Annotated in this window: 14 protein-coding genes; 13 read left to right on the top strand and 1 reads right to left on the bottom strand. The window is 29.5% G+C overall.

Features of this window, described 5'->3' with window-relative positions; translation table 11 throughout:
- Positions 1-71 precede the first annotated feature (71 nt).
- The 13 genes from LO744_RS15275 (at position 72) to LO744_RS15215 (ending at position 12,564) form a co-directional block, all read left to right on the top strand.
- Positions 72-797, top strand: coding sequence for a polysaccharide deacetylase family protein (locus LO744_RS15275; protein WP_230670865.1), 726 nt, complete (start codon positions 72-74; stop codon positions 795-797).
- 294 nt (positions 798-1,091) lie between these two features.
- Complete coding sequence (locus LO744_RS15270; RefSeq protein WP_230670863.1) at positions 1,092-2,315, top strand: site-specific integrase; 1,224 nt, start codon at positions 1,092-1,094, stop codon at positions 2,313-2,315.
- Complete coding sequence (locus LO744_RS15265) at positions 2,306-3,718, top strand: hypothetical protein (protein ID WP_230670861.1); 1,413 nt, start codon at positions 2,306-2,308, stop codon at positions 3,716-3,718. Before LO744_RS15270 ends, LO744_RS15265 begins: the two co-directional genes overlap by 10 nt.
- A 117-nt stretch (positions 3,719-3,835) precedes the next feature.
- On the top strand, positions 3,836-4,117 hold the full coding sequence (locus tag LO744_RS15260; protein ID WP_230670860.1) for a helix-turn-helix domain-containing protein: 282 nt from the start codon (positions 3,836-3,838) through the stop codon (positions 4,115-4,117).
- An 11-nt stretch (positions 4,118-4,128) separates the two neighbouring features.
- Positions 4,129-4,374, top strand: coding sequence for a hypothetical protein (locus LO744_RS15255; RefSeq protein WP_230670859.1), 246 nt, complete (start codon positions 4,129-4,131; stop codon positions 4,372-4,374).
- A 22-nt stretch (positions 4,375-4,396) separates the two neighbouring features.
- On the top strand, positions 4,397-5,488 hold the full coding sequence (locus LO744_RS15250) for a hypothetical protein (protein WP_230670857.1): 1,092 nt from the start codon (positions 4,397-4,399) through the stop codon (positions 5,486-5,488).
- A gap of 413 nt (positions 5,489-5,901) precedes the next feature.
- Positions 5,902-6,792: a toprim domain-containing protein gene (locus LO744_RS15245; RefSeq protein WP_230670855.1), complete on the top strand. Its 891-nt coding sequence runs from the start codon at positions 5,902-5,904 to the stop codon at positions 6,790-6,792.
- 106 nt (positions 6,793-6,898) lie between these two features.
- Positions 6,899-7,315 carry a BfmA/BtgA family mobilization protein gene (locus tag LO744_RS15240; protein WP_230670853.1) on the top strand — a complete coding sequence of 139 codons (417 nt, stop codon included), beginning with the start codon at positions 6,899-6,901 and terminating at the stop codon, positions 7,313-7,315.
- Positions 7,316-7,343: 28 nt separating this feature from the next.
- Positions 7,344-8,066 (top strand): DUF5712 family protein, encoded by a 723-nt coding sequence (locus tag LO744_RS15235; protein WP_230670851.1) that lies wholly within the window; start codon positions 7,344-7,346, stop codon positions 8,064-8,066.
- Positions 8,067-8,078: 12 nt separating this feature from the next.
- Complete coding sequence (locus LO744_RS15230; RefSeq protein WP_230670848.1) at positions 8,079-9,983, top strand: type IV secretory system conjugative DNA transfer family protein; 1,905 nt, start codon at positions 8,079-8,081, stop codon at positions 9,981-9,983.
- A gap of 40 nt (positions 9,984-10,023) precedes the next feature.
- On the top strand, positions 10,024-10,200 hold the full coding sequence (locus LO744_RS15225; RefSeq protein WP_230670845.1) for a hypothetical protein: 177 nt from the start codon (positions 10,024-10,026) through the stop codon (positions 10,198-10,200).
- Positions 10,201-10,266: 66 nt separating this feature from the next.
- Positions 10,267-11,646, top strand: coding sequence for an endonuclease domain-containing protein (locus LO744_RS15220; RefSeq protein ID WP_230670842.1), 1,380 nt, complete (start codon positions 10,267-10,269; stop codon positions 11,644-11,646).
- A 159-nt stretch (positions 11,647-11,805) separates the two neighbouring features.
- Positions 11,806-12,564, top strand: coding sequence for a T9SS type A sorting domain-containing protein (locus LO744_RS15215; protein ID WP_230670839.1), 759 nt, complete (start codon positions 11,806-11,808; stop codon positions 12,562-12,564).
- A gap of 327 nt (positions 12,565-12,891) precedes the next feature.
- On the opposite strand, the gene LO744_RS15210 is transcribed toward LO744_RS15215, so the two are convergent.
- A complete protein-coding gene (locus tag LO744_RS15210) occupies positions 12,892-13,308 on the bottom strand; it encodes a very short patch repair endonuclease (protein ID WP_262908801.1) in 417 nt (138 codons plus the stop codon).
- Between the last annotated feature and the right edge of the window lie 4 nt (positions 13,309-13,312).

The raw sequence follows: 13,312 nt of genomic DNA, 5'->3' as shown, positions 1-13,312 counted from the left end.
TGTGGAGTAGTGTTCCTATCAAAAATAATTAAAAATATTTTGATTTTAGTTATCTTTATTAAAACTATTACATGAAGAAAACAATCTCTTTCTTAGGTATCACTTTATTGATGATTTTTAATCAAATTCATGCGCAGAACAAATGCTATATCTATCTAACCTTTGACGACGGTCCATTGAATGGAAGTGAAAATATCAACGATATTATTTTAAAGGAGAAGATTAAAATAAGTGTTTTTATGGTAGGAGAGCATGTGATTAAGGATAAACAAATGGATACGTATGCCAAATATTATGATGAAAATCCTTACATCGATGAATACAATCATAGTTTTACTCATGCGAATAATCATTATGAAGTATTTTACAATGATGTTCAAAAATCGGTTAATGACATTGTGTATAACCAGAATCTGCTGAAGCTTCCCTATAAAATTGTTCGCCTTCCGGGTCGCAATATGTGGCGCTTAAATGGAAAATCAAAGAATGATGTCTCTAATGGAATTCAAACTGCTGATCAATTGGCAAAACTAGGATATAAGGTCGTTGGATGGGATATCGAATGGCAGCATCGTAACAATGACGGAACACCAATACAGTCAGTTGACGAGATGTATAAATCGGTACAAAATCTTTGTAATTCAGGAAATACCTTCACTAAAAATAATGTGGTGATGCTCATTCACGATGAAATGTTTCAGAAGTCTTGGGAAGAATCTGAGTTAAAGCAATTAATTGACCTGCTGAGATCAAAACCAAATTATGTGTTTGAACAAATGAGATTCTATCCGCAATAGTATTGGAAAAATCTTCTCAATACTATTGCAACTGATCCTGAATATTGAAAAATTTTTCAGCAATCCTTAAAAAATAAAAACCTCTGAAAAATATTTCAGAGGTTTTTTGTACCCAGGACCGAACTACCGTATATTTTTAGTTAATTTTAATGTTCTTAAACTATCTAAATATCAGTATATTTGAATAGTGTAGAATTTTGAAATATATTTTTGTCTGATTTTTCATTCACTTAATTTCAAAATAAACCACCTTTTTAGCCACCCTTTAATTTATTTAATTTAGGTTTAATTGAAATGAAAGTAAGTTTTGAATTAAGAAAAGAGAAAATTAATGCAAATGGATTAATACCTGTCCAATTTGTTGTTAGAGCTGAAGGAGAAAGAATAAGAAAAAATGTTGGCATTTCAGTATTGGAAAAATATTGGAGTGGTTCGAGAGTTAAACCGAATGCTAAAAAAGAACCAAGTAATAATTACCAATTTTTGAATGATAAACTTCAGAAAGCTGAAGAGAAGATCAATGATATTTTTTTCTTTTTCCGGGCAAATAAGCTAGAGTTCTCCAAAGAACTATTCCTTAAGAAATATGATAGCGAAGAAGAAATTAAAACTGCTAATTTTGACTTCTTTGATTGTTTTAAAGAATTTATTGAAATTGGCAAACTTTCAAAAGCCTACAATACAACAAAGGCTCAAAATACGGTTAAAAACTTTCTTGAAGAATTTCAAAATGACAAAAATTTTAAAGTTAAATTTGAAAGTATTGACGACTATTTTTTTGAAGAATTGTCGAAGTATTGTTTTTTTGAAAAGGAGATTAAAAATAACTACTTCGCTAAAATCATTGCTGTAATTAAAACAATGCTTCGATGGAGTATTAAAAAAGGCTATACCGAAAACCGCAAATTCGAAGACTTCAAAGCTTCAGAACATGATATCGATATCGTTTATCTAACTTTTGAAGAGTTGATGGTTCTTTATAATAAAGAATTTGAAAGTGAGCGATTAAGCCAGGTAAGAGATTTTTATTGTATGGGATGCTTTACCGGATTAAGATTTTCCGATCTTTCAAAGCTTCACCTGGCAAATATTTCTGAAGAACATATTATCCTATCAATTCAAAAAACGAAGACTCAAAATCATGCTATTAAACTAAATAAATACGCAAAAGAGATTTTGAATAAGTATAAAGGTACTATTTATGAGCCATTACCTCATATTTCATCTCAAAAATTCAATGATTATATAAAAGAATGTTGTGAGGAAGCAGAGATAACGCAGCCTTTCACAATACATTGGTTTGTAGGCAATCAAAAAAAATCTTTGACCAAGCCAAAATGTAAATTTATTACAAGCCATACAGCCAGGAAAACATTTATCACAAATTCTCTTCTTTTAGGAATGGAACCAAAAGCAATTAAGAAAATAGCAAACATTAAAAAAGATGCTGTTTTAGATAAATATATGAAAGTTACTGAAGCATTTACTGATGATCAAATGGATAAGGCATGGAAATAAGTAGTTTAAAATTCACAAAATATCTTTCGTCAGAAAAGACAAATCCCTATTTATTAGAAGGATTCTTTTCGACAAATCCTGAAATATTTCAATTTCTCCAAGATTACGATAGAATTAGTTATACTGACAATTTGACTAAGTTTTTCTGTCTGTATAGAAATAGAGAGTCATTAATACAAAAATTTGAAAGTCTGTTTGAAGAAAAAAAATTACACATTCACTCTGTTGTTCGCTTTTTATATGCTTCTGATAGTTTTTCATTAAAGTCAAGAGTAGTTTTTGAATATCTAGTAAAAGAAGAAAAAGATGTTGCAATATATCTCAACCTCTATTATCTAATTGAAATTTTTATAATTTTAGAAAGAATAGTTATAACAAACGATTTATATTATTTCTATACGTGTGTCAGTAAAAGTGATAGACCATCATTTCTGGAGTACCCTTATTTCATCAATAATCCTGAATTATTGAAAATTGTACCTTTTCTTTTTGATCAAGAAAAAATAGAGAATTTAATGAAGGACGATTTAAAATCACTACAAATTGAGACAGAAGAACTTTCTGGTATTGAAATAATAAGAGAAAACTTAGATTTGAAGTTAAATTCAATTGTTGAAGAAATTATGCTACGTACTGATTCAAATTGCGCAAAACTTTTAAATCCATTTTATCTCAGAGATAATATTTATATGCCTACAGAAGAAGAGTTTTCAAATATTTCGAGATTTTTAGAATATTCAAAAGAAAATAGCAAGGAAAAATATAAAATTGATTCAAATTTTATATTTGGAAGAGATTTGATTAGTATAGAAGTTGATTTTCGTTCACCAATTTTATTTGACGATTGGAAAAGTTTTGGATATTCATGGATAAATTTGGAGGAGTTTTTTCCATCACCTAGAGTTGGAGAACAAAATGAACTAGTGAATACGAGAAATAGAATTGATGAAATTGAAAATCAGCAGAAAAGTCAGTTAATCTCTATAAAACTAAAATCAATTTTACAAATCAATATCGATTTAAAATCTTTAAATATTATTGCTGATACTTATATTGATGCTAAATTATTTGGTGATATTAACTTAAAGAAAGATTTTAAAATGTTATTCCATTTTGTGAAAACACCAGAAATTACTCAGATTCCGATTCTAAGAAACACAAATCTCGAAACCGTAAAATATTTATTGAGCTTTTTCATTACCTTGAAAAATGAAACGAAAATATTTGATATCAATAGTATTAAAGAATTAATATATTTATTATTATACATAAGCAATAATATTGACTCAATAGAAAATGAACAATTGCGAAAAGTACACCGACTCCCAAAATTTAAAATAAATAAAGATTTAGTAAAAGAACTAAAATCTCTAGTCCCAATAAGCTATTTAAATAGCTTTTGAAATTGCTATAATAAATCATTAATATTAAGAAAACAGTCCCATTTTTATGGGACTTTATTTTTGGTTTTCCATTTTTATGAACTTTGGCTTTAGAAAAACCACTAAAAGTTTATTAAAATGTCTGTACAATTATTCTCATACTCCAAACATGATTTGGAAAAGGCTGTTGAAATTATGTTTAAAAAATACGCAGAATTTTCAATAGCTGTTCCTCAAAAAAACATTGAACAGCCTGAAGATCTTATTTCTCAGACTGAAGCTTCAAAATTCTTGCATATTTCTTTGCCAACAATTATAGACTGGAGAAAGAATAAAGATCTTCCCTACTATAATTTCAGCGGGAGATTTTATTATTCGAAAAAAGAACTTCTGGAATACGGTAGAAGGAATCGTAAATAGTCAGAATTGTAATGAACGAATTACATAAACTGATTAAACAGCTAGATTCTCTATCAAATAATACTTCCAGAAAAGAGTTTTTGAATTCTATTCAAAGAAATCCGGAACTATCAAGACACCATCTTCGAAGATTAGCTTGTAACATTCTGGTTCAGGAAAATTTCGTAGACAAATATTACAGAGAGAATTTTGGTGAAATGTTAAAGAAATTATTTTCAAAAATAATTTCAATTTTCAAAGAATCTTTAAAGCGTTAAGAAGAAATTAAAAATGACACATATGGTTTCCGATCAAAGTAGAAAAATTATTAAAAGAAGCTATGATGATATTGAGAATGCTAAACTTATAAGAATAGGTAACCAATTTGCCGATGACTTTTTGTTTCAAGATAATAAAGCAACGGCTATACCCATAAATGCGTTAAGAATTATTTTCAATATAATCTCAATACTGAGAAATGATCAGTTTATGCCTAAAAAGCAGGTGAGGCAACTTACTTTATTTGATGAAGAATTTGAAACTGAAAACAATGTTTTTATCTCAATGAAAATTAGAAATAAAAAGATTTCAGAAAAAAGATCCAGTAAACAGATCGTTGAAGCATACGAATATCTTACAAAGTTCAGAATGGGTTGGTACACATCAAAAAATATAGCAGGTAAGGATATTAAAACCTTTGGAGGACTGATCTCTTTACCTACCTATGAAAAAAGAGGATATACATCCTTTTTAATCAGTAGTTTTTGGCTTAAAAAATTGATTGTCTTAACAGAATATAACCATATAATATATGAGTTGGTTTATGAAATCAGAAATAACAAACATATTTTGTTTGCAATATGGCTATTGAAGGTTCCTGAAGATGGTACGATATTAAAACTTTCAACTTTTAATCAGAAATTCGGTCTCAATTATAAGACTTCTAATGATTTTTGCGTCAAATTTTTAAGACCAATTAGACTCAGCTTAGATAAATTAGAAGATCAATTATCATTTAATTATAAATATGAAGGTGATATGATTTCAATTATTCCATATTTAAATAAAAATGATGAAAACAAGTCACTAACAGAAAAAACAAATGATACTAGAGTTATAAATCAAAGATTGAGATATTTTAGAAGGAGATATTGTTTGGAAGGCATTGACTCAACTAGGTTTGTATATTCCTATTCTAATATTTCAAAAATAAGAAGTGAGATCGATAAAGCTTACATAAAATTTATTGAAAATAATAGAGCCAAAGGAATAGCTTCTAATAACATTAGGGGGATTTATTTTCTTCAAGAATTACAAAAATTCCTTATTGAAGTTTACCGAGAATCAGAAACAGGAAAAAGATTTCCAAATGCATATCCGGTTATATTATAAATTGAGTTTGCGGTATTCCACTCCTGTGTTTGCGGTATTCCACTCTCTCTAATTGCGGTATTCCACTCTCTGAAGTTAAGAAAATGTTAAAAAATAGATTTTCTACAACTGTTTTGCGGTATTCCACTCTTTTTCAAATGAGATTTTCACTTAAGAATCATAAATAATGAAAATTCGAGCGAATAAACTTTCTAATTGCGGTATTCCACTCGGCTATAATTGATTTGTTCGCGGTATTCCACTCTTGTTTTTGCGGTATTCCACTCCTGTCAATTGCGGTATTCCACTCCTGCTATTTTTAACTCAAACGACCACCTGTAAAGGGTTTTCGGGAATTACTAAAATATATATTAAAAGTATTTAAAAGTTTTCTTTTTTATTAAAAGGAATTTTTGCTAATCAAAAAAAAAAAAATGAAAAATTGTAAACAGGTCAATTCTTGGCAATTGCTAGAAGTTCTCATTTCTCTCGGACACTTTCCAAAAAAACAAAATGAAAAAGAAGCTTGGTTTCTCAGTCCTTTCGGAATCGAAACTGAAGCATCTTTTAAGCTCAATAAACGCCAAAATATTTGGTATCTATACTCACAAGGCATTGGTGGTAATAACATCGATTTTTTAAAGAAATATTTTAATTATTCGATCAATGAAATTCTCTCCTGGGCATCCGAGAAAAGTTTTTCTTCTTTTCATCAGCAAGCGGAAATTGAGAAGCCAAATTACAACATTACTGAAGTTGCGGAAATTCAAAATTGGAATCTGAAAAAATATTTATTTGACAGAGGTATTACCCAAAGATCATTCAGATTTTTAAAAGAGATAAAATTTACGATCAATAATAAAAAATTGTATGCTGTTGGATTTGAAAATTTATCTGGAGGATGGGAACTTAGAAATTCATTTTACAAAGGCTCACTTTTGAAAAAAGATATTTCGATAATTAAAAATGACAGCAATAAAATTGTTGTTTTTGAAGGCTTTTTTGATGCACTTTCTTATATCGAATTTCAAGAAAAATTGAAAGAAGATATTCTAATCCTGAACTCAATTTCTATGTTAAACAGAGCTAAAAATTATCTTCAAAACTATTCGCAGATATTACTTTTTCTCGACAATGATCCTGCCGGAAAAAAGACAAAAGATGAACTATTGTCTTCTTTTTCCAACGCAGTAGATTGTAGTTTTATATATAAAGATTACAAAGATTTTAATGAGTTTCTCGTGGCTGATAAGGGTGGATTTATCCAGCAAGACGAAACTGGGCAGAGCCACTGTTTCATCTTGCCCCTTCGGGGAAATGGCTGACTGTCAATAAATTATAATATTTAGTCTTTTTGAAACTATATATCAAGGATATATAAATCTCTTGAAGAGCTTTATTCATCGAAGTTATTACATATAAATCAATATAATGGAGTCTACTAAAAAGCCAAATACAACAATTGCTATTTCTCAACAAGATCTGAAAAGACTTGAGAGCTTTGTAAGAAAAAAAGGACTTTCGAAAAAAGAATTTATTACAGTTTCGTTAGATTTTTTTGAGAGAACCGGACTCGATCCGGTTAAACACGAATCTCCAAAAGCTGAACTGGAAAAAGTGACAAAAAGAATAGATCAGATTATCGCTTTTATAAAAACTCAGGAGAAAGAAACTATACGTCCAAGTTTTGAAGCAATCGTTTCGAGTGAGGAAAGAATTAAAAATGATCTTTCCAAAATTCTGAAAATTGAACATTTTAATGAGTTCATCAGAGGGTTTAATTCTTTTGCCATGGAAACAAAAAATTCTTTGAAATTATTAAATCAAGGTAATAGCAATGAACATTAAAATTCAGGGTGGCGAAAGTGGTAAATATTTGAATTCTGGAAGTTCATCAAATCTAGTTGATTATTTAGAACATGAAGACCTGGAAAGATTGAAGGAGGGGAAACAGGTTGAACATTTTTTTTCTCATGACCAGGATAGAGTTCCTTCAGCGGAAGTTATTGAATCCCTTGACAACAATAAACAGAAGCTGACAAAAGAAGATGCAAAATTCTTTGTCATTACTGTGAGTCCTTCAGAAAAAGAATTACAGCAAATTGGCAAAACCTCCCAAGAAAGAAGTGATGCTCTGAAAGATTATGTTAGAAACGAAGTAATGCAGAAGTATGCGGAAAATTTTGGCAAAGGATTACAAGCTAAAGATATCATGTACTACGCTAAAATTCATCACGAAAGAAACATGAAAAATAATATTGATATGCATGTTCATATAGTTGTTAGCAGAAAATCTTTAGATAAAAGAATGAAACTTTCTCCAATGACGAACCATAAAAACACAACAAAAGGACAGGTTAAAGGAGGTTTTGACCGTAAAAATTTCATTCAAAAATCCGAAGAAGCTTTTGATAAGAAATTTGCCTTTCAAAGAAACTATAAACAATCTTTTGAATATTGTAATGCGATTAAAAACGGTACAATCGAAGAAAGAAAAAGAGTAATAGAAACAGCAATAAAGCAGGAATCTGCAAAGCAACATGAAATTAAAAAAACTGTCGAACAAAGTAAAAAAAATAACCAGGGCTTAACCCTATAAAAAATAACAAACATGGAAAAAGATCCAATTTTAATGATAAAATTTATCATTGTCGCAATGTCTTTATTTTTATTGTATATGCTCGGAATGAAGGTTATAGGTATTAATTCATTCTTATACAATATATCTCAGCACGGATTTTCAGTAGCGGTATCTCCTGAAGCAAGTTTCCTGGCAAGATTAAAATTTTTAGTAGTGGGAATCTGTTTCGGATATGCAGAACTTTTATACATTCTGATTCAATTCTGGGTTATGAAATCTTTAATTCCGCCACTGAAAGCACCTTTTAATTTTTATAAAAAACTAATTTTTTATCCGTTTGGGTTTATTAGTAAACAATTTACGGGCTTTTCATTTTTGAAAGATTCAAAGAAAAAATTTCAGGGATTGACTCTGCAAACTAAAAAAAGAACCGTTCAAATTCCTAACCCTTTTCGTGGAATTTTGGTGATTGGCGGTCCCGGAGCAGGAAAATCTGAAAGTTTTGCAGTTCCCTTTATACGAGAGTTAGCACAAAAACAATTTGCAGGTATCTGTTATGATTTTAAGTATCCGGCACTGGCAAATGATATAGAGCTTTTTTATTCAGATTCGGGTATAAAGCATTATGTTTTGAACTTCAATGATTCACTTAAAAGCCATAGGTGTAATCCATTAAATCCAAAATATTTGCCACATTCAGCGTATGCCAGAGAATACGCTTTTGCCATCACCAAAAATTTGATGAAAGAATCTATTAAGAAAGAGGATTTTTGGTCACGTTCTGCAACAGATCTTCTGACAGCATGTATTTGGTTCCTGAAGAAAGAATATCCTAAATATTGTGATCTTCCACATACATTAGCATTGATTGCGACAAATCACACTGATTTAATTGCTTTACTGTCTTCAAATTCCGAAACCAAGGCAATGATATTGTCACTTGCTACAGCTCTGGAGAGCGAAGCAAATTCACAATTGGCGGGAGTAGTTGGATCATTACAGGGAGCAGTAGCACAAATTAATACTCCGGAGTTTATGTATATTTTCGGAGGGGAGGATTTTGATCTGAATATTAATAATCCGGATAATCCGATTGTTTTGACTGTAGGAAATAATCCTTCCATTGCAACTACTTTAGCTCCATTGTGTAGTTTGGTTATATCAGTTGCAGCAAAACAATTGAATCAACCTCGTAAACACCATTCTTTTGTACTACTGGATGAATTTCCAACTGTTTTTATTAACGACATCCAAACTCTTCCAAATACGGGAAGAAGTAATAAAATCGCAAGTATGTTTTTCTGTCAGGATCTTTCACAACTTACGGATGGTTATACGAAAGAAAAAGCAGATGTGTTATTTGCAAGCTGTCTAAATCATTTTTACGGTCAGGTTTCCAGTAGTCATACTGCAGATATTCTCAGTAAACAGTTTGGTAAGAAAGATCAATTTTTTGAAAGCAGTAATACTTCACGTCATTTTCTAAATCCATTTAAGAGAAACGTTGGTAAAAGTCGATCTGTACAAGAAAGAGACGTTTTCAGAAATTCAGTTTTTATGGAGCTACCGGTTGGTGAATTCATTGGAAGAGTTGCCGAAAGTTCTGAAGCTTATATTCATGAGAAATTTTTACCTGTTAAAAGAAAGCAATTAGCGTATCAGATAGACAGTCAGTTTAAGAATCAGCCTGATTTCGTCATTACTGATTATTATGAAAAAGTTCGGGATGAAGTCAATGAAATTATTTCTCTTTTCAAGGGCGAAACTAATAAAAAAGAAAGCAAGCAAGATCGATCCAGACAAATGAATCCCGCTTTCGATAATAGTTCTGAAGAATTTAGCGGAATCAACATAATTGAAGATGAAGAAACTAATTCATCTGCTGAGCTTGAAGAGAATGAAAGAAACTTTAAGTTTTCAAGCAGGAGTCTATAAATCAAACAATCATTAAATAATTATAAAAACAAAAAAAGTTATGAAAATACTACAGAGCAAAATTTCAGTTTGGGGCATTGTAACCCTATTAATAGTAATGATCTTTTTGATCTCAATTGCTATAAGAAAAGATTCAGTTAAAACAACAGTAGAAAAGCCGAAAGTAGATTATAAAGAACTTGACAAGGCTTTGTTTGGAACTACAGAAAATAATTGAAATCTTTTTTGACAAAAATTAATTGAATAATTAAAAAAGCTAATATGCTAATTAAAAATATAGGAAATGGGAAAAGCACTCACAGTTCAAGAAATACAAAATAGAATTGATAAAAAGACACCAAATAGATTTCGAGTGGATGATACTTTTAAATCGGAAAGGCGAATAAAGGTAAAAGCTTTTTGTTTTAAGCATAAAAAGCCTTTTTCACAAGACTTAACTAATTTTCTCCATGAAAATGATGCTTGTCTGGATTGTGGAAGAGAAAGAAAAAGAGAAAAGGAGAAACCCGGGAAAATAAAAAGGTTTCAAGAAAAAATTAATAGTAATAAACAGTATGAAGGTTTGTACTTTATTCGGGATATAATTTACAATGATGATGAAGAAAGAACCTATGCTCATGTTGAGTGTATTAAGCATGGTTTACTAGAAGAAAACATATTTAGAACAAAAGATCTGCATAGAAGAAAACCGTGTAAAATATGTCAAGGGTTAAGACCTCCTAGAAAAACTGATGAAGAAATAATTTTAGAAATAAAAGATAAAATTCAAAATTTTGAAAATTTCCCCATTCATAAAATTGAAAGAGAAGAAGGTAGAATATTTATTTTCTTTAGTTGTAAAACCCACATAAATCAACGAATAAAACGTAAACAATTTGATGTTATTCAAAGTAAAACAAATACAATTCCTTGTGATAAATGTAGAAGTTTATTTTTAAAAAAATTAAAAATAAAACATACTGGAGAAGAATTTTGTCAAGAGGGCAAAAAATTGCACCCTGAATATTTATATAATCTTGAAGATATCAAAAAAGCAATAATGATTGATTTTAAGAAAATTCCTGTAATATGCCCGAAGCATGGTGTTTTTCACACTAACTATAATCGTCATATATATGCAGGAGAAGGATTTTGCAAGATATGTAAAAGTAATTCTTATTATGAAAAAGTGATAGAAGAGTTATTAGATAAAAAATACAAAGTCGAATTTAAACATAATGATCCTGTTTTTCAAGATTTAAAAAATAGAAAGACATTAATTATTGATTTTTATATCGAAAAATATAAGCTGATTATTGAATATGATGGAATGCATCACTTTAAAGTAAAACCTGGATATAATGATTTGAAAAAATTTATTGAAGGTGTTAAGAGAGATCACAAAAAGAATTTATATGCAAAGAAAAATGAAATTAATATTCTAAGAATTACCTATTGGGATAGGAAAAATATTGAAAAATTATTAGATAAATATTTTTTAGAAATCGAATCCAATGAGAGGCTATTTAAAATTCATTATATGCCAGTTATCGTTTTTAAGAGAATTAAAATGATTAAAATAAGAAGGAAAAAATATGGAAGTGTAAAAAAAATATTTCTCGGAAATAGAACGAAACCATATTTTTTATCCGATCTGGATAAAGGAGATCAACAAGAAAAATAAGCAGTAAAGCTTAATATTCAGCTTTTCTGAAGCTACTAACTAATTCAAACAATTTTTACGACCACTGTACTACGACAAAAGAATTTTGGAACCTCTCCAGAACAGGGATTCTATATCTAAAAACAAACATTAAACGATATTAATTTAAAATTTTAAAAAATGAAAAACAAAATCAATTTACTTATTACCAGTGTATTAATGCTTTTTTCTAATGTGCTTTACTGCAATTCAATCAATCAGAAATTTACTAATCAGAATTTTAAAATGTTCTTTTCTTGCGGATCGGAAGATTTTGAAAATATTCCTACAAGCTCCAGTTCTTTTGAAACAAACAGCTGGGTAAATAATAATATTACATGGACGGCTTCGGACTCCAGAACCGATCAGACAATTAATAGCAAAGCTATTGTTATCAGAAATGGTAGTCTTGCGAGTTCTATTACTACAGGAGGAATTAAAAGTCTTACTGTTACTACACAATTGAAATTTGCAGGAAATCCGGGAAATCTTATTCTGGAAATTAATGATATCCAGGTAGGAACAATACCTTTTAATTCTGGAGTTGTGACAACGACAATTGATAATATAAATATTGCGGGAAATATCAATATTAAGCTTGTAAATCCTAATACGGGGCAGAGGGTTGCTATTGATGATCTTTCCTGGACTTGCTATTCAAATTTGGGAATTAGTGAAATTAGTAAGGTGGCTCAGCTTTCAATTTATCCTAATCCAATTAAAAATGGTGAATATCTGTATCTTAATAAAAATGTAAATGAAATTCTTATTTATAATAGTGAAGGAAGGCTGATTAAGAAATCAAACTTAAATAGCAATTCAATGCTAATTGATAATCTACTGAAAGGTGTCTATTTTCTTAAAACAGAAAATACGACCCATAAACTAATAGTTAATTAACTATTTGATTTTTAATCTTTAAGATAAAAAAAATCCATCTCTAAAATTATTGAGATGGATTTTTATAAGTTTATTTTTAACTTAAAAAAGAAAAAACTGTTCAGGTTTTAGAAATCCTGCGGTTAAGCTGTTCAGATTTTATTTACCCTGTTTTTTCTTTGGTAAAAGTAGGTGTATTTTTTCAAAAAACAAATTTTTAACGCTTACAAAGTATTAAAAAATTTTCAGTCGTCACTTCCTCAGACTTCTCGTTTCTTCAAAATGCTTGTCATTCGTTGCTTTTTTATTCAAAATTTCATCGACAACGAGAAGTTAGCGCATATCGTACTATTTATTAGAATCAATAATTGAAACTATTTTTTGAGTACAGTCATCTAAATGCTTTTTTACATCTTTGCTCCAAAATCTCAAAACTGTCCATCCATTTTGAACAAGATAAATATTTACCTCCTTGTCTCTTTGAAGATTTCGTTCAATTTTCTTATGCCAGAACTCGACATTAGATTTAATTCTATGCTTTTCAGTCTCCCAATCTTTACCATGAAAAAATTCACTGTCAACGAAAATTGCTAAATTGTATTTTTTGAAAGTAATATCAGGCTTTCCAAATACACTTTTATTATTTTTTCTATATCGATATCCTAAGCTCCATAAAGCTTTTGCTAAACGAACTTCGTCTTTAGTTCCTGTTGCTTTAATTGCGCGCATATTTTTTGAACGTTGCGCAGGAGTATAGACATCCATAATT

This window comes from Chryseobacterium turcicum (assembly GCF_021010565.1).
Classification (GTDB): Bacteria; Bacteroidota; Bacteroidia; order Flavobacteriales; family Weeksellaceae; genus Chryseobacterium; species Chryseobacterium turcicum.
The sequence above is the reverse complement of the archived record's forward strand: the minus strand, read 5'-3'. Positions and strand labels throughout refer to the sequence as shown.